The sequence below is a fragment of the Brenneria sp. L3-3C-1 genome, assembly GCF_016456245.1.
Classification (GTDB): Bacteria; Pseudomonadota; Gammaproteobacteria; order Enterobacterales; family Enterobacteriaceae; genus Brenneria.
Map to the genome: position 1 here is coordinate 1,172,531 of NZ_JAEMHF010000001.1, position 17,635 is coordinate 1,190,165.

The window sequence follows — 17,635 nt, forward strand, 5'->3', positions numbered from 1 at the left end:
TGGCATTGCCGCAGTTCTGGCGTTGCCCTATCAGCAGATAAGGTCGTGGTGGAATAACAATGATTTCGTTCGATAACGTCACAAAACACTATGAGGATGGAACCCTGGTTGTCGACAGGCTTTCTTTCATCGCCCCAACCGGCAAACTCACCATTCTGGTGGGGCCGTCAGGATGCGGGAAAACCACCTCATTGCGCATGATTAACCGTCTGATCGAGCCGTCCACAGGCAAAATTCTGTTAAACGGTCAGTCCACGGCAGGAATGGACGTGGTCAAGCTACGGCGCAGAATTGGATATGTTATTCAGAACGCAGGGCTTTTCCCCCATAAAACCATCGTCGACAATGTGGCCGTCACCGCCTTGCTCAACGGCGCCACCCGACTAGCGGCACATAAAACCGCGCTTGAACTGCTGGAACGCGTCGGGCTTTCTCCGGCGCTGGCGCAGCGCTATCCCTGGCAATTATCCGGCGGTCAGCAGCAGCGTGTCGGCGTAGCTCGGGCGCTGGCGGCAGATCCTGAATTTATGCTGATGGATGAACCGTTCAGTGCGGTGGATCCGGTGGTGCGCGAGCAGTTACAGGATGAGTTTCTACGCCTACAGCGCGACATCGGCAAAACCATCATTATGGTGACACACGATATTGACGAGGCCATGAAGCTGGGCGATCAGGTAGCGGTGCTGATGCCGGGTGGCCGTCTGGCGCAAATCGCCTCACCGGCGGAACTGCTTACCTCGCCTGACAGCCCCTTTGTCGCTGATTTTATCGGCCGGGATCGGGGCTATCGGCGTTTGGCGTTCAGCGCACTGCATCCGCAGCTCACGCTACAACCGGAACCCTGCGTCAATGTCGGCGCCAGCGTCGAACAGGCCCGGGCGCAAACTCAGGAACGCTGGATCCTGGTCACCGATCAGCAAAAACCGCTCGGCTGGTTCGATCTGCGCCAGCCCCGGGAAGCCACCGTCACCAACGAAGCCATTAACCTTGGCAGCACATTCGCCCCGTTGTCAGGATCGCTGCGGCAACTTACCGACGCGGTACTCAGTTCTCCCTGTCAGCGGGGGATCGTAGTGGACGATCGGCAATGTCTGTTGGGATCGGTGAATTTCGATAGCGTTCTGTCTGCGCTGCGCGACGGTAATGACCAGGGGGTATCATGAGATTTGACTGGCTATGGCGGCAAAGCGATCAGATTTTGCAGCTCTTTCTCTGGCATGTCTGGCTCTCGGTGGTGCCGGTGCTGCTGGGTCTGGTGCTGGCGATCCCCGTTGGTCAGATGATTCAGAGCCTGCCGCGTCTGAAAAGTCTGATCCTCAACCTGTTCGGTCTGCTGTACACCATTCCTTCCCTGGCGTTGTTTGTGCTGTTACCCGGGATCCTCGGCACCCGCATCCTCGATACCATCAATGTGGTGGCGGCTCTGACCATCTATGCCTTTGCGTTGCTGGTGCGCACCGTGTGTGACGGCCTGGACGCTGTTTCGCCGGATACGCGGCAAGCCGCGCTGGCATTGGGATACAAACCGTTCCAGCAATTTCTCGCCGTGGACTTGCCCATCGCCGTGCCGGTGATTGCCGCCGGACTGCGCGTCGTGGTGGTTTCCAATGTCAGCATCGTCTCAATCGCCGCATTGGTGGGCGCGCCGCAGCTCGGCAGCCTGTTTACCCAAGGTTTCCAGCTCCATTTTCTTACCCCGATTATTGCCGGCATCGTGCTGTGCATCCTGTTGGCATTATTGCTCGATAATCTGTTGCTGCTTCTTACCCGCAGACTGGCAGCCTGGCAACCCAAAAGGAGCTCAACATGATCGATTGGTTTATGGATAGCAGCCGCTGGCTGGGGGATGAAGGGCTGTTGGCGCTGCTTTGCCAGCATCTGTTATACAGCGCCGTCGCTCTGGGCATCGCCATCCTGCTGGCTTTCCCTATTGGGTGCTATGCCGGCCATACCGGCAAAGGGGAACGCCTGTTAATCGGCAGCGCCAACGCATTGCGCGCCCTGCCGTCTTTCGGTCTGATCATTCTGCTGGTGATTGTTTTTGGCCCGGTGTTTGAATCCGATCTGGCTTTTATTGTGCCTTGTCTGATTGTACTCATCATCCTGGCGCTTCCCCCGATCATGCTGGGGGTATGGTCCGGCATCACCGCCATCGACAGAACCGTTATCGATTCCGCCTGCGGAATGGGCTATTCCCCGTGGCGCCTGCTGTTTTCCGTGGAGCTGCCCTGCGCCCTGCCGCTGATCCTGTCCGGTATCCGCAGCGCCACCCTGCAAATCATCTCCACGGCCACCATCGCCGCCTATGTGTCGATGGGAGGACTGGGACGTTTGATTATCGATGGCCGAGCGCAGAACGACTATCAGCAGATGGTTGCCGGCGCCATTCTGGTGGCGCTGCTGGCGCTAATTATCGATTGTTTGTTCTCATTGTTAACACGCATGATGGTTTCGCCCGGCATTTTGCGGCACGAAGTGCGTCTGAACCCCACCACGAAAACATCCTCTTCACTTGTCAGGAGTCCAGCCAAATGAAACTGAGTCAATTACTCGCTGCATCACTGTTATCCCTTGCTTTGTGTCAGACCGGTCAGGCGGCATCTCAGGATGCGAAAGCCAACGATGTGGGCACCATAATTATCGGGTCTGCTGATTTTCCTGAAAGTCAGTTGCTGGCCACCATTTATGCCGGCGCGCTGGCGGCGAACAACATTCGTACGCAGACAAAACTGAATATCGGCAGCCGGGAGGTTTACATGCCGGCCCTGCTCGACGGCTCCATCAATCTGCTCCCCGAATACAGCGGCGCCGCGCTGAGCTATCTGGATGACAAAACCGAGGCGCACAGCCCGGAAGACGTCGCCAAAGCCCTGGCAACCAAACTGCCGCCGCAAATTAAGATGTTGAATATTTCCGAGGCGCAGGACGGCGATATTCTGGCCGTTAGCCAAAAAACCGCCCAGCGTTACAACCTGAAAACCATTGACGATCTGGCGCCGATCGCCAATGGATTAGTGCTGGGCGGCCCGCCGGAGTGGAAAACCCGCCGCGAAGGGGTCATCGGTCTGAAAGAGATTTATGGCCTGGACTTTAAGACATTCAAAGTGTTGGACGTCTCCGGGCCGCTGACTCTGTCCGCGCTGAAAAATAACCAAATACAGGTAGCCAACTTCAACTCCACCACGCCGGCGCTGAAACAGAACCACCTGGTAACGCTACAGGACACCAAGAACCTGTTCCTGGCCCAGAATATCGTTCCGCTGATTGCCGTCGACAAGTCCAACAGCGTGGTGGAAACCACCCTTAATAACGTTTCCGCCAAACTGACCACCGAAGACCTGATAGCCATGAATGAAAAACTGGCGGATTTTGAAAGCCTTGAGAACGTAGCGCGCGAGTGGCTGCTTCAGCACGGCTTACAAAAATAACCCACCGGGATCCAGGACGGTAAGGAAACCGTCCTGAACCTGTCAGTCATTACCCGCTCCGCAACACTCGCGCTTTCAGCGTTCTTCGATCACCACTACGCACTGGCCGGCGCGCACCGCTGAACCGGGCTGCACGCGGATCTCGCGTACAATGCCCTCCAGCGGCGACGCCAGCGGTATCTCCATCTTCATCGACTCCAACACCACCAGCACATCGCCTTTGGCGACCGTCGCCCCCAGCGTGGTTTTCACCTGCCAGAGATTACCGGCGATCGGGCTTTCCACCCCCTGCCGCCCCGGCGGCAACGGGGTATCCTCGGCGCTTTCCATCACTGTCTCTTCACTGTCAAAGTGCGCCTGACCGGACGCGATCCAACGCTCGCGTTCGGCATGAAAAGCGGCGCGCTGGCGAGTACGAAAGGCGGCGATGCCCTCGGCCTCGCGGGCAAGAAAGGCCTGATAATCAGCCAGCGCCAATTCGCTTTGCGTGATGCGCAGCGGATAGCGCCCCAGTGGAAAATCGCGCCGGATGCGCAACAGCTCGTCGGCGGATACCGGATAAAAACGGATCTGATCGAAGAAGCGCAGCAGCCAGGGCTTACCGCCAAACGCCGCCACATCGCGGTAGCGATTCCACATCTGCAAGGTTCGGCCGACGAACTGATATCCTCCCGGCCCTTCCATACCGTAGACGCACAGGTAGGCGCCGCCGATACCCACCGAGTTTTCCGCCGTCCAGGTGCGCGCCGGGTTGTATTTGGTGGTGACCAGCCGATGACGCGGATCCAATGGCGTCGCCACCGGCGCGCCGAGATACACATCCCCCAGCCCCATGACCAGATAGCTGGCGTCGAAAACGGTTTTGTAGACCTCGTCAAGATCCGCCACATCGTTGATGCGGCGAATAAACTCCAGATTGCTCGGGCACCAGGGGGCATCGCGGCGCACGGTGGTCATATATTTCCGAATAGCCAGCTGGCAGGCGGGATCGTCCCAGGAGAGCGGCAGGTGCACAATGCGCGACGGCACCCGGAGATCGCCGCGGGCGCAAACGTCATCCCACAGGCCGCCGATGATTTCCAGCAGTTGCGCCTGCGGCAGCGTTTCAGGCTGATAATGTACCTGTAGCGAGCGGATACCGGGCGTCAGGTCGATGACGCCATCAAGATCGTTGGCCGCCAGCGCCTGCATCAACGCATGTCCGCGAAAACGCAGCACCAGATCCAGCTCGGGATCGCCAATTTCCAGCAACAGATGCGTGTCCCCGGACAGACGAACCACCAGACGCCGATCGCCGCCGCCGATGTCGAGCACCACCGGCGATGTCAGCGGAGCGGGCCGCCAGTGGGTCGTTACCGGCGCAAGCGCGGCGATTTCGGCGCGCCGCGCCTGCGCCAACCCGCGGGCTGTGGCGATATCGACCGGCACGAAACGGACGCGATCGCCGGCCTTGAGCTGGCCTAGCTGATACAGATCGGCGTCGATCACCGTCACCGGACAGACAAAACCGCCCAGACTGGGGCCGTCAGGGCCGAGTATCACCGGCATATCGCCGGTGAAATCCACCGCGCCAATGGCATAGGGGTTGTCATGGATATTCGACGGATGCAGCCCCGCCTCGCCCCCGCTGTCGCGCACCCACTCGGGCTTCGGCCCGATCAGACGCACGCCGGTGCGGCTGGAGTTGAAATGCACCTCCCAGTCGGTGGCGAAAAAAGTGTCCATATAAGCCAGCGTAAAATATTCCGGCGCGCCGTGCGGCCCGTAAATCACTCTCAGTTGCCGCACGGCGGGCAGTTGGGCGCGCAGGCCGTCAGGCAGGCTGTCTCCCGCACGGCTGTCGTTGAGAGGGGCAAGATGCAGTACGTCGCCCGCGCGCAAAGCGCGCCCCGCATGGCCGCCAAACTGCCCCAGCGTAAAGGTGCTTTTGCTGCCAAGATAGTCAGGCACCGCGATACCGCCGCGCAGACACAGGTAGCTGCGAACCCCTTGCGCACGCATCGCGCCCAGCCGCAGCGTGGCCCCCGCCGAAATAAAGAAGGCGGTGTCCATCGGCCGGGCTTCGCCATCGATATCGATCGGCAAGGCAGCCCCCGTCACGGCGACCACCGAGTCGGTGTTGAAACGCAGCGTCGGGCCGTTCATGGTGATTTCCAGCGCCGCGTCGCCTTCATCATTCCCCAGCAGCCGATTGCCCAGCCGCAGCGCGCGATCGTCCATCGGGCCGGACGGCGGTACGCCGACCGCCCAATAACCGAGACGTCCGGGGTAATCCTGTACCGTGGTCTGCGTGCCGGCAGCGAGCACCTCGCAGGTCATCGCCTGATAAGTCAGATTATCCAGGCAGCGCGTCCAGGGGGAACCGCTGGAAAATGGCCTGTCCGCCAGGATCTGGCGCAGATAGTTGCGATTGGTTTCAACGCCGTACAGTCGGGTGTCCGCCAGCGCCCGATCCAGCGCCGCGGCGGCCTGTTCGCGGGTCGCCGCCCAGCTAATCAGCTTGGCGATCATCGGGTCGAAAAACGGCGGGATCTCGCACCCCGCCTCTACCCAGGTATCGATCCGTAGCGCCTGACCGTCCGCGTCAGGGAACGAGACATCGGTCAGCAGGCCGGGGGATGGCTGGAAATTGCGGCCCGGATCTTCCGCATACACGCGGGCCTGAATCGCGTGCCCGCGTGGATGCAGATTTGTCGCCAACTCGGCGAGCGGCGGCAGGTCGCCGGCGGCCAGTTCAATCATCCAGCGCACCAGATCGATGCCCCAAACCTGCTCGGTGACGCCGTGCTCAACCTGCAAACGGGTATTCACTTCGAGAAAATAGAATTGCTGTGCGGCGCTGTCATAGACGAACTCCACCGTGCCCGCACTGCGGTAGTTCACCGCGCCGGCAAGCCTGACCGCGGCCTCACATAGCGCCTCCGCCATCCCCGCCGGCAGGTTGGGCGCCGGGGTTTCCTCGATAACCTTTTGATTGCGGCGCTGCACCGAACAATCCCGCACGCCGAGGGCCAACACCTCGCCACGGCCATCGCCAAAAATCTGTACTTCCAGATGCCTGGCCCGCTCGATGTACTTTTCGATAAACACGCCGGCATCGCTGAAGTTATTCTGGCCGAGGCGCTGTACCGTTTCAAACGCCTCGGAAAGCGCCTCCGCGTTGTAACAGACCCGCATACCGATACCGCCGCCGCCCGCCGTGCTCTTGAGCATCACCGGGTAACCGATTTGTGCGCCGGCTTCCAGAGCGGCGTCAAGGTTTTCCAACAGCGCCGTGCCTTCGAGCAACGGCACCGCGTGCTGTTTGGCTAAAGCCCGGGCGGTGTGCTTCAGGCCGAACACCCGCAGTTGTTCAGGCGTCGGGCCGACGAAAGCGATCCCCGCCGCCGCGCACGCCTCGGCAAAGGCGGCGTTCTCCGAGAGAAAACCATATCCCGGATGGATGGCGCGGGCGCCGCTCTGACGGGCGGCGGCAAGTATTTTTTCCACCGCCAGGTAGGTCTGGGCGGCGGGGCCGTCGCCCAGACCTATCGCTTCATCCGCCTGCTGAATATGCAGACTGCTGACATCCGCGTCGGCGTAAACCGCCACGCCCTGTACCCCTAACGTGCGCAGCGTACGAAGAATACGACACGCAATGGCGCCGCGATTGGCAATGAGAAGTTTGTCAAACATTCGCTAGACTCTCACAAGGGCGGGCCGTCCCGCCGGAATCAAGACCGCCTCATGGTCGTCCAGGGCGGTAAATACGATGGCGGCGGCGCGTTACCGGGCGGTCAGTTCCATACCAATACCTCGGCCGGCGTCGGATCCCAGCCGTTGCAGGGGTTGTTGAGCTGGGGACAGTTGGAAATCAGCACGATGACATCGCATTCCGCCCGCAGCTCGACGTATTTGCCCGGCGCGGAAATACCGTCCTCAAAGGTCAGCCCGCCCTCGGCGGTGACGGGAACATTCATGAAGAAGTTGATGTTGGCGCCGATGTCCCTTTTGTTCAGCCGTCCATCATGCAGGCAGGCGCACAGAAAGTTGTCGCGACAGCTGTGCATATAGCGCCGGTCAAGCGCATAGCGCACGGTGTTGCTCTCCTGCGCGCAGGCGCCGCCCAGCGTGTCATGGCGTCCGCAGGTATCGGCAACGATGGTCAACAGCGGGTTGCCCAGATTGGAATACAGTACGCTGCCCGTCGTCAGATAGACGTTGTTTTGCCGACGCAGCGTACGTTGCGGATCGTAACGTTCACGGGGATTGGCGGCGCGGTAGAACAGCGTGTCGATGGCCTGATTTCCCTCCAGATCGAGCAGACGCAAGATCTGGCCTTGTTTGACCTCGAACAGATAAGGCTCGCCGGCGGGGATCACATGGCGGAAAACCGCATCGTGCGCCGCAAGGTTGCTGGCGGTGAGAGTCATGTTATTTCTCCTTAAAGCTGGAAGCGTTCGGTGTTATGAAAAGCCCGCGCGTTCTCCGGGCGCGATGTGCGACAGCCCACGGTGATGCCGTCGCCGGCGGCCTGGCTCCACGCCAGCCGCACCGGCCGCGGGGCATAACGCGGATTCGGATCCATCGGATGTTGCAACGCGGTCAAGACCACCAGCGTGTCCATCGGGGCGAACAGCTCGATATAATCGCCCGGCCGGGAAGAGTCCGGGTGGAAGCAAAACCGGCCGCTTTCAGCGACCGTCACTTTGCTGAACAAATTGACCACCATCAGCAAGTCCTGAAGGTCAAGATTCCACTTGCCCATTTCCACCAGCAGGTTGTCCGTGCCGTTGCGGAAAAAACCGTTGCGCAGTTCCTGATAGCGCCCTGGCCCGTATTTCTGCTGAACTTCGTCCGCATTGAGCACGCCGCCAAAACTGTCATGCCAGCCGCAGGTATCCGTAATAATCGCCGCCAGCACCCGTCCCATGTCGGAATACAGACAATGGCCCGCCGTCAGTTTGGCGGTATGCTGTCCTTTCAGGGTGTCCGGCAGATTCAGCCGTTCGCTGGGCTGGCGGGCGTTGAGCAGCAATAGGCTAACGTTGGCTCCGCCTTCTATGTCGGTGATGCGCAGCACCTGGCCGCGCTTGAGAATGAACGAGGTATGACCGCCGCCGGGGACGGTTTCTTCATACAGATTGGCGCGTAACGCCAGCGTATCTGTGGTCATAAAAAAGCTCCTTAAAAAGTAACGGGGTCGGCGCCAGTGATACGCGGCGGCAAGGCGGTTAGCGCCTCACGGGCGGCGTGACGATTCTGATTGAGCGGAATGTCATAGGTGATGCGCGCGCCGTAAGCGTTAGGGGCCTGCGGATCGATGCGCACCTTGTCGAATACCAGCAGGCGCGTGCCGAGGTTGAACCCTTCCGACAGATCGTGCGTCACCATAAACACCGTCAGCCGGGTTTCATTCCACAGTTCCAGCAGCAGGGTATGCATATCTTTGCGGATACCGGGATCGAGGGCGCCGAACGGTTCGTCGAGCAGCAGAATGCGCGGCTGGACGATAAATGCCTGAGCGATGGCCAGACGCTGTTGCATGCCGCCGGAAAGCTGGCTGGGATAGTGATGCAGCGCCTGTCCGAGACCGACGCGCGCCAGCATGGCCGCCGCTTTTTCTCTGGCCGCGCGTTTACGCCGGCCAAACAGACGCCCGCACCAGGGGGCATGCGGTAACTCCAACCCGATGGTCACGTTTTCCAGCACGCTCAGATGCGGAAAAACCGAGTAACGCTGGAAGACCACACCGCGGCTAACGTCGGGTTCGGCGGGCAATGCGCCGCCCTCCAGCCGGATGCTGCCGCGGCTGGGCTGTTCCTGACCGAGCAGCAGGCGCAGAAACGTCGATTTGCCGCAGCCCGACGCGCCGACCATCGTGCAAAACTCCCCTTCGCCAATATGCAGGTTCAGCCGTTCCAGCACCACATGGTCGCCATACTCCTGCCAGATGTTATCGATTTCGATAAAGCTCATGCTTTTCCTCCCTCTGACCAGGGGAAACAGCGGCGGTTGAGATAACGCAGCGACAGATCCATCAGCCACGCCAGCAGCGTGATCCACGCCACGTAAGGCAGAATCACATCCATCGCCATATAGCGGCGTACCAGAAAGATGCGATACCCCAGCCCGGCGGTGGCCGAAATGGCCTCGGCGGAGATCAGAAACAGCCACGCCGTGCCGAGCAGCAGGCGCAGCGACGTCAACAGGCGCGATAGCAACTGCGGCAGCACCACCCGCAAAACCACGATCCAGCTATTGGCGCCCAGCGTCTGGGCTTTGATCAGGATCTCCGGCGGGATCTCCCGGGCGCGCTGTTCCAGATCGCGCGCCAGCATCGGCGTGATGCCAATGACGATCAGCATGACTTTTGATAGTTCATCCAGTCCGAACACAATAAACAGGATCGGCAGGATGGCGAGCGGCGGGATCATCGACAGTACCGCCATCAATGGCGACAGAGACGCCCGCAACAAAGGAAACACCCCCGCCGCAATGCCGAAGCACAGGCCGAGCAATGAGGCGATCGCCAATCCGCTCGCCAGTCTGCCCAGGCTGACGGCCGTATCCAGCCAAAGCAGGTAATCGCCGCTGCGCCTGTCCGCCGTAAACGCCATACGCTGGATGGCGTCGGCCATCTGCGCGAAACTGGGCAACAGCTTGTCGCTGGGATTGGCCTCCAGCCGCACGGCGGACCCCATCAGATACGCCGCCAACAGCACGACAAAAGGCAACAGTACCAGCAGCATGCGTCCACTCCGTTGCGGGTGGCGATTAATCAGGCGCATGGCATTTTCTCCTGTGAGTCGGGATCAAAGCTGGCCCGCGGCCGCCAGTCGAACGAACTCATCATTGAAGCGCAGCTTCACATTCCCGCTATCGCCCTGGGTGATGCCGCCGGGGAAATTCATGCCGATAAACTCCGCGCTCTGCGCGCCATCCCCCAGCAGCCCTTTGTCAAAAGAGAATTTCGCCACCCGTTGCATGGTGGCGGGCAGTTCCGGGTTGGTAATGAACTGTAGATTGTCCTGCGCGGTGTAAAACAGATGGGTGGTTTTCAACTGTGCCTGATAACCGGCCAGATCGGTGCCGGATGCTTTAGCCATCGACTCAAGCGCCGCCGGGTTGCCCGCCTGCATCAGCGCCATCATTTCGAACCAGGCGCCGGTGAGGGCTTTGCCAAAGTCAGGATTCTCTTGCAGCACGCGGGTATTGACCACCATCATGTCAATCAACTCGCCCGGCACCTGTCCGGAGTGGAAGACCTCGGTGGTGTCCGGGATGGCTTTGATGGCGGAAAGCTGCGGGTTCCAGGCCACGGCGGCCTGTACGCTGCGGGTGGAAAAGGCGGCGACGATATCGGCGTCAGAGGTGTTGACCACCGTTATATCGCGCTCCTGCAACCCGGCGGTTTCCAGCCCGCGCACCAGCAGGTAATGCGATACCGACAGCTCCGGCAAATTGACTCTCATGCCGCGCAGATCGTTGAGCGTTTTGCCCGTGCCTTTCAACACCACGCCATCGTTGCCGTCGGAGAAACTCCCCAACAATAGCGCCGTCGAATCCACGCCGCCCGCCGCCGGGATGGTCAACGCATCCATGTTGGTCATGGTGCAGCCGTCAAACTGTCCGGCGGTATATTGATTGATGGATTCAACGTAGTCGTTAAGTTGAGTGACGTTGATTTTGATGCCGTACTTATCGGCCCATTTGTCGATGATGCCTTCGGTGCCGATATACCCCCACGGCATCCATCCCGCGTAGATGGTCCAGCAGACGTTGAACTCTTTTTTGGGCGCGGAGTGAGAAGGAAAGCTTAATACTGCCGAGAGACTGAGGACGCAAACACCCAGTAAGCGAGATAATTTCATGTCAGACCTCCAGTTGGGGTGGGAAAAAAGGGGAGCAGCGCTACACCAGCGGTGTTGCTGTCTCCCGGGCTTTTATCCCGCCGTGTAACCTCAACTGGAGGTCGCCAGCTCTCGGACCAGTCATCCGCATCGCGCGGATCGGAACCCTAGCCAGCTATTCAGGTCATTCAGCACAATGCCGTAGTGCTGCCCCACACAAACCAGAAGCAAAATACATGCCAGCCCTTGGAAGGCCCTGAGCGCCGCATTCCGGCGCCGAAATCGCCCCGCGACGCCCCACGCTGGTGCCACCGGTTGCGTCGCGCTGGTGCATTTTGTCGGCGGCGCTGGCTGAACCCGCCGGGGAAAGAAAATATCAAACTGTGATCGTTATCAATCCCAACCGCTGGATTTTGCCAGCTTTACCCCGCCGGCGTCACTCACCTAAAGGCAGGCCTGTCGTCCGCTCTTTAGAGTCGATGGCTCCGGGGTCGTAGGCCGTCGCCCTGTCCATTCAATAAAAATGAGGGATAGAGAATGAATAACGACATTACTATGGGGATTTTCTGGCACTTGATCGGCGCAGCCAGCGCCGCCTGCTTTTATGCGCCGTTCAAGAAAGTACGACACTGGTCGTGGGAAAGCATGTGGTCGGTGGGCGGCATGGTGTCATGGCTGCTCCTGCCCTGGGCGGTGAGCGCGTTATTGTTGCCGGATTTCTGGGGATATTACGCTTCGTTCAGCGCCGCGACCTTATTACCGGTGTTCCTGTTCGGCGCCATGTGGGGCATAGGCAACATCAATTACGGCCTCACCATGCGCTATCTTGGCATGTCGATGGGTATCGGCATCGCCATTGGCATCACGCTGATAGTCGGCACCCTGATGACGCCGATCCTGAACGGTAAATTCGGCGTGCTGATTGGCACAGCCGGCGGCCGGATGACGCTGCTGGGCGTACTGGTCGCGGTGATTGGCGTGGCGATCGTCACCTATGCCGGCCGGTTAAAAGAACGCCAGATGGGCATTCAGGCCGAAGAGTTCAACCTGAAAAAAGGACTGATGCTGGCCGTCATGTGCGGCATCTTCTCTGCCGGGATGTCCTTTGCGATGGACGCGGCGAAACCGATGCACGAAACCGCGGCGACCCTCGGCGTGGATCCGTTATATGTGGCGCTGCCAAGTTACGTGGTCATTATGGGCGGAGGCGCGCTGATTAACCTGGGCTTCTGTTTCATTCGCCTGGCGACAGTGAAAGATCTGTCGGTCAAAGCGGACTTCTCTGTGGCGAAACCTCTGCTGATCAGTAACCTACTGCTTTCCGCGCTCGGGGGGCTGATGTGGTATCTCCAGTTCTTTTTCTATGCCTGGGGCCACGCCAAAATTCCGCCGCAGTATGACTATATGAGCTGGATGCTGCATATGAGCTTCTATGTGCTGTGCGGCGGCTTGGTCGGTCTGATCCTGAAAGAGTGGACATCGGCCGGCCGCCGGCCGGTCGGCGTATTAAGCGTGGGTTGCGTGGTGATTATTCTGGCGGCCAACATCGTTGGTTTGGGGATGGCCAGCTGATTGCGCTTATACCGCCGCCACATACCGTTGACGCCACAGACGTGGCGTCATTCCCGTCTCTTTGGCGAACACCACCGAAAAATAGTTGCTGTCTTCAAAACCGCAGTGCGCGGCGATATCGCTGATCAGCATTTCACTGTGCCGCAGCAGGTACTGCGCCTGACAGATACGCAGCTGGCGCAAATACTGGTTGATGGTCATCCCGGTTTGTGAACGGAATAGCTGACGCAGCGGACGCTCCGCCACCTGGTGATGACGACAGAAATGCGCTAAATCGAACGGCGACGCCAAGCTGTTTCCCAGGGCGGCGATTAATAAATCAAGCTTTTCCCCTTCGCACACGCCATCGGCGCTCACCGACTGATAGCGATGGCGGCGCAGCGTAATAATGAGCTGTAAAAACAGGCTTTCCGATAAGCAACGGGACAGCGCATCCCCTTTGTGGCTTTCATATTCAAGTTGACCGATAACCTGCCGCGCCTGCGCCATGCCGTGGCTGCTGAGTCGCCAATGCCGATCGTCGCCTGGCGCGTGACCGCTTTGCAACAGCCCCTGCCAGTCGACATTCAGTTGCAGCCGCTCCGGACAATAGATGATGTTATGCAATACCAGATCGTTCACCGCTTCATAGCTATGGCGATCTTCAGCCCGAATATAAAACAGATCGCCGCAGGTAATGCGGTAAGGACGGTCATTAAGCACATGCAGACCGTTACCGCGCCATACCAGCACCAGCTCGCAAAACTCATGGGTATGTTCGGCAAACACATTTTGCGGATAACGATCCGCCACCGCCACCGATTGCGTATCGAAAGCGAAGAAGTCGCTTTTTTTCAGGATTAACCGACCAGACACCGCGCCCTCCGCCTCAACCAGGATAGTCAGAAAGTATTGCGCTTTTTGATCTAAAAAACGGTGACTGATTTCGCGTTACTGCCGTTCCCTGTCCTGCCCGTGACGAATGGCGCTCGGCGAATACGAAAACTCGCGCTTAAACAGGGTGGAAAAATGGTTACTGTCGACAAAACCGCAGCGAAAGGCGATATCCGTGACGCTCGCGTCAGTCTGACGCAGTAAATGCCGCGCCTTGAGCAACCGGAAACGATTGAGATAGCGTTGCGGCGTCAACCCCGTTTGCTGTTTTAACTGGCGGTGCAATGTGCGTAATGACAGCATGAACCGCTCCGCCAGCCGTTCCCAACAGATCTCGTCGGCGTAGTGCTCTTCCAGCCAGGCGATTAAATGGTTGAGCCGTCCGTCGGCGTCATTAATGTTATCCGCCAGGCTGCTTTTGCGTAACAGCACTAATAGCTGCATAAACAAAATTTCGCGGTTGGCAATCACGTGCGGGTCAACCTCATCACCCAGCAATTCCAGTTGATCAATCAACTCGCCAATCTGCTTCAACACGCCCTGATTCACGCGCCAGTGCGACAGGTAATTCCCCTCTCGTTCCTGCGGCAATAACCGCTCCAGCCCGCTCAGAAAGCTGAACGCGTCCGGCGCGCGGTACAGTACATTGGTCAGGCACAGGTTTTCCGTATGTTCATACAGATGCCGATCGCGATCGCGGACAAAGCAGATGGAACCACTGCTCAGCGTATAAGGCTGATCGTTAAAAATATGGGTGCCATTACCCTGCTCGACAATCACAATTTCGAAGAAATCATGGTAATGCTCAGGGAACGCCGACTGGGGGAGACGCGGCTCAATCGTAATCGACGCTTTTCCCGAAGGGAAAAAATCAACGCTCTGTAATAGCATGCTTGTCGTCTCCGCCCTGGTTGAATGTCGCCTTGATGGTAGAGAACTATTCTCAATCGCACCATGAATTTTCAACGCGAAAACGCGTAAATCCTGCACGTTTTTTAAGAAAGCCAGGAAATTACTCGGAAATGCGGCCAACGTCACAGGATGTGACGATGACCGATAAATGACATTTTGTGATGTCGCTCACATTCATCTTTGCCTCTTTGCCACCGCGATCTGCGGGATGTCCGTAATACTAAGGTGAGCAGGCAAGGATCTTTTTAGACTGATGGCAATGATTCATAGACAAGGATCTCCATCATGACTCTCCGCCATTGTGTAGCCGTCGACCTGGGCGCGTCCAACGGCCGCGTTATGTTGGCGCGTTACGACAGCGCCGATAACAAACTGACATTGCGGGAAATTCACCGTTTCATAAACAGCCTGAAACGCGTCGATGACCATGACATCTGGGATGTGGACGCGCTTGAGCGCGAAATCCGTTTCGGGCTGCAAAAAGCCTGCGATGAAGGCGTCGCCCTCGACAGCATCGGCATCGATACCTGGGGCGTCGATTACGTGCTGATCGATAAACAGGGTAATCGCGTCGGCCTGCCGATCTCTTATCGCGACAACCGCACCGATGGCATCATGGCCCGCGCCCAGCAGGAGCTGGGCTGCGACGAGATCTACCGCCGCAGCGGCATTCAGTTTCTGCCCTTTAACACGCTGTATCAGTTGCGGGCGCTGGTCGAGCAGCAGCCGGCGTTGCTGGATAAGGTCGCCCACGCGCTGTTAATGCCGGACTACCTCTATTACCGCTTAACCGGCGCGCTTAACTGGGAATACACCAACGCCACCACCACGCAGTTGGTCAACATCAACACCGACGACTGGGACGACCGGTTGCTCGACTGGACGGGGGTGCCGCCAGGCTGGTTCGGGAGCCCGACGCATCCGGGCCGGATATTGGGTCAGTGGCGATGCCAGGCAGGCCGGCCGATCGCGGTAATATCGGTCGCAACCCATGATACCGCCAGCGCCGTCATTGCCGCGCCGCTGGCGGACCAGGACGCGGCCTATCTTGTTTCCGGCACCTGGTCGCTGATGGGATTCGAGAGCAAAACGCCTTATACCAGCGAAAAAGCCCTGGCGGCCAATATCACCAACGAAGGCGGCGCGGAAGGCCGTTACCGCGTGCTGAAAAACATTATGGGCCTGTGGTTGTTGCAGCGGATCGCCAAAGAAATGGCGGTAAGCGACCTGCCGGATCTGATCCGGCGCGCCCGGCACCTTCCCGCCTGCCGTTTTGTCATCAATCCGAACGATGCGCGTTTTATCAATCCGCCCAGCATGAGCCGGGAAATTCAGGCCGCCTGCCGCGAAAGCCGGCAGCCGGTTCCGACGACCGACAGCGACGTCGCTCGCTGCATTTTCGACAGTCTGGCGCTGCTCTATGCCGAGGCGCTGAGCGAACTGGCCGAGCTACGCGGCCGTCCGTTCACCGGGCTGCACATTGTCGGCGGCGGCAGCCAGAACCATTTCCTCAACCAGCTTTGCGCCGACGCCTGCGGCATTCCGGTCAGCGTCGGGCCGGTCGAAGCGTCCACCCTCGGCAATATCGGTTGCCAGCTCATGGCGCTGAACGACATCGCCGATGTGGATGCGTTCCGCACGCTGGTCGCTCAAAATAGCGAACTCACGCATTTCCAGCCCGATCCAGAGAGCGATATTGCGCGCTTTGTCGCTCGCCGCCATCAAAATCGTCAAACACGTAAGGAGCTTTGCGCATGACTACTTCTATTCATCAAGCCTGGGAACTGGCAAAACAGCGTTTTGCCGCCGTCGGCGTCAATGCCGAGGAGGCGCTGCGCCAGCTCGATCGTCTGCCCGTTTCCATGCATTGCTGGCAGGGAGACGACGTCGCCGGATTTGAAAACCCGGAAGGCGCCCTGAGCGGCGGTATTCAGGCGACCGGCAACTACCCGGGGAAAGCGCGCAACGCGACCGAACTGCGGGCCGATCTCGATCGGGCCATGAGCCTGATCCCCGGCCCGAAACGCCTGAATCTGCACGCCATCTATCTGGAAGCCGAGCCGCCGGTGGATCGCAACGAAATCAAACCCGAACATTTCAAAAACTGGGTGAGCTGGGCGAAAAGCAACCACATCGGGCTGGACTTTAACCCGACCTGTTTTTCCCATCCGCTGAGCGCCGACGGCTTCACCCTTTCTCACCGCAACGACGAAATCCGTCAGTTCTGGATCGACCACTGTAAAGCCAGCCGTCACGTATCCGCTTACTTCGGCCAACAACTTGGCACGCCGTCGGTGATGAATATCTGGGTTCCGGACGGCATGAAAGATATCACCGTTGACCGCCTCGCTCCGCGTCAACGCCTGCTGGCCGCGCTGGATGAAATCATCGCCGAAAAACTTGACCCCGCTCATCATATTGATGCGGTTGAAAGCAAACTGTTCGGCATCGGCACGGAAAGCTATACCGTTGGCTCCAATGAGTTCTACTTCGGCTATGCCGCCACCCGCCAGACCGCCCTGTGTCTGGATGCCGGCCACTTCCACCCGACGGAAACCATCGCCGACAAGATCTCCAGCGCCATGCTTTATGTGCCGCGTCTGCTGCTGCACGTCAGCCGGCCGGTACGCTGGGATAGCGACCACGTGGTGCTGCTGGATGACGAAACCCAGGCCATTGCCAGCGAAATTGTGCGTCACGATCTGTTTGAGCGGGTGCACATCGGTCTGGACTTCTTCGACGCCTCCATCAACCGTATCGCCGCATGGGTGATCGGCACCCGCAACATGAAAAAAGCCCTGCTGCGCGCCCTGCTGGAACCGACCGCGCAACTGCGCCAACTGGAGCAGGAAGGCGATTACACCGCCCGCCTGGCCCTGCTGGAAGAACAGAAATCCCTGCCGTGGCAAGCGGTGTGGGAAATGTATTGTCAACGTCACGACACGCCGGTGGATGCCTCCTGGCTCACCACCATCCGTCATTATGAACAACAGATTTTAACCCAGCGTTAAGGAGCAC

General features: G+C 59.0%; 15 protein-coding genes and 1 riboswitch. Of the genes, 7 read left to right on the top strand and 8 right to left on the bottom strand.

Annotated elements, in window-relative coordinates:
- The first annotated feature begins 59 nt into the window (after positions 1 to 59).
- The 4 genes from JG725_RS05265 to JG725_RS05280 are packed head-to-tail and all read left to right on the top strand — an operon-like array spanning position 60 to position 3,428.
- Positions 60 to 1,163, top strand: a complete 1,104-nt coding sequence (locus JG725_RS05265) for an ABC transporter ATP-binding protein (RefSeq protein WP_199376953.1) — start codon at positions 60 to 62, stop codon at positions 1,161 to 1,163.
- Positions 1,160 to 1,810 (top strand): ABC transporter permease, encoded by a 651-nt coding sequence (locus JG725_RS05270; RefSeq protein ID WP_172289074.1) that lies wholly within the window; start codon positions 1,160 to 1,162, stop codon positions 1,808 to 1,810. Before JG725_RS05265 ends, JG725_RS05270 begins: the two co-directional genes overlap by 4 nt.
- Entirely contained in the window at positions 1,807 to 2,535 is a 729-nt protein-coding gene (locus tag JG725_RS05275; protein WP_172289073.1) for an ABC transporter permease, read from the top strand. Before JG725_RS05270 ends, JG725_RS05275 begins: the two co-directional genes overlap by 4 nt.
- Positions 2,532 to 3,428 (top strand): ABC transporter substrate-binding protein, encoded by an 897-nt coding sequence (locus JG725_RS05280; protein WP_199376955.1) that lies wholly within the window; start codon positions 2,532 to 2,534, stop codon positions 3,426 to 3,428. Before JG725_RS05275 ends, JG725_RS05280 begins: the two co-directional genes overlap by 4 nt.
- Positions 3,429 to 3,503: 75 nt before the next feature.
- Here the strand turns inward: JG725_RS05280 and uca are convergent, their stop codons facing one another.
- The 6 genes from uca to JG725_RS05310 form a co-directional block, all read right to left on the bottom strand.
- A complete protein-coding gene (gene uca, locus JG725_RS05285) occupies positions 3,504 to 7,103 on the bottom strand; it encodes an urea carboxylase (protein WP_199376957.1) in 3,600 nt (1,199 codons plus the stop codon).
- A 101-nt stretch (positions 7,104 to 7,204) separates the two neighbouring features.
- Positions 7,205 to 7,840: an urea amidolyase associated protein UAAP2 gene (locus tag JG725_RS05290; protein ID WP_172289070.1), complete on the bottom strand. Its 636-nt coding sequence runs from the start codon at positions 7,838 to 7,840 to the stop codon at positions 7,205 to 7,207.
- Between the two features lie 11 nt (positions 7,841 to 7,851).
- On the bottom strand, positions 7,852 to 8,583 hold the full coding sequence (locus JG725_RS05295) for an urea amidolyase associated protein UAAP1 (RefSeq protein WP_199376959.1): 732 nt from the start codon (positions 8,581 to 8,583) through the stop codon (positions 7,852 to 7,854).
- 11 nt (positions 8,584 to 8,594) lie between these two features.
- A complete protein-coding gene (locus tag JG725_RS05300) occupies positions 8,595 to 9,386 on the bottom strand; it encodes an ATP-binding cassette domain-containing protein (protein WP_199376961.1) in 792 nt (263 codons plus the stop codon).
- A complete protein-coding gene (locus JG725_RS05305) occupies positions 9,383 to 10,198 on the bottom strand; it encodes an ABC transporter permease (protein WP_172289067.1) in 816 nt (271 codons plus the stop codon). Before JG725_RS05305 ends, JG725_RS05300 begins: the two co-directional genes overlap by 4 nt.
- Positions 10,199 to 10,222: 24 nt before the next feature.
- Positions 10,223 to 11,281 carry a putative urea ABC transporter substrate-binding protein gene (locus JG725_RS05310; RefSeq protein ID WP_199376963.1) on the bottom strand — a complete coding sequence of 353 codons (1,059 nt, stop codon included), beginning with the start codon at positions 11,279 to 11,281 and terminating at the stop codon, positions 10,223 to 10,225.
- A gap of 59 nt (positions 11,282 to 11,340) precedes the next feature.
- Positions 11,341 to 11,442, bottom strand: a riboswitch (guanidine-I (ykkC/yxkD leader).
- A 355-nt stretch (positions 11,443 to 11,797) separates the two neighbouring features.
- Between JG725_RS05310 and rhaT the strand changes: the two genes are divergently transcribed.
- Positions 11,798 to 12,832 carry an L-rhamnose/proton symporter RhaT gene (rhaT, locus tag JG725_RS05315; RefSeq protein WP_172289065.1) on the top strand — a complete coding sequence of 345 codons (1,035 nt, stop codon included), beginning with the start codon at positions 11,798 to 11,800 and terminating at the stop codon, positions 12,830 to 12,832.
- A gap of 6 nt (positions 12,833 to 12,838) precedes the next feature.
- Here rhaT and rhaR read toward each other — a convergent pair whose 3' ends face one another.
- Entirely contained in the window at positions 12,839 to 13,687 is an 849-nt protein-coding gene (gene rhaR, locus JG725_RS05320) for an HTH-type transcriptional activator RhaR (RefSeq protein ID WP_330527373.1), read from the bottom strand.
- A 75-nt stretch (positions 13,688 to 13,762) separates the two neighbouring features.
- Positions 13,763 to 14,596, bottom strand: a complete 834-nt coding sequence (gene rhaS, locus JG725_RS05325; RefSeq protein WP_172289064.1) for an HTH-type transcriptional activator RhaS — start codon at positions 14,594 to 14,596, stop codon at positions 13,763 to 13,765.
- Positions 14,597 to 14,902: 306 nt separating this feature from the next.
- Here rhaS and rhaB point away from each other — a divergent pair, with 306 nt between their 5' ends.
- On the top strand, positions 14,903 to 16,375 hold the full coding sequence (gene rhaB, locus JG725_RS05330; RefSeq protein WP_199376965.1) for a rhamnulokinase: 1,473 nt from the start codon (positions 14,903 to 14,905) through the stop codon (positions 16,373 to 16,375).
- Positions 16,372 to 17,628 carry an L-rhamnose isomerase gene (locus JG725_RS05335; RefSeq protein WP_172289062.1) on the top strand — a complete coding sequence of 419 codons (1,257 nt, stop codon included), beginning with the start codon at positions 16,372 to 16,374 and terminating at the stop codon, positions 17,626 to 17,628. The genes rhaB and JG725_RS05335 overlap by 4 nt, the downstream gene beginning before the upstream one ends.
- Positions 17,629 to 17,635 lie beyond the last annotated feature (7 nt).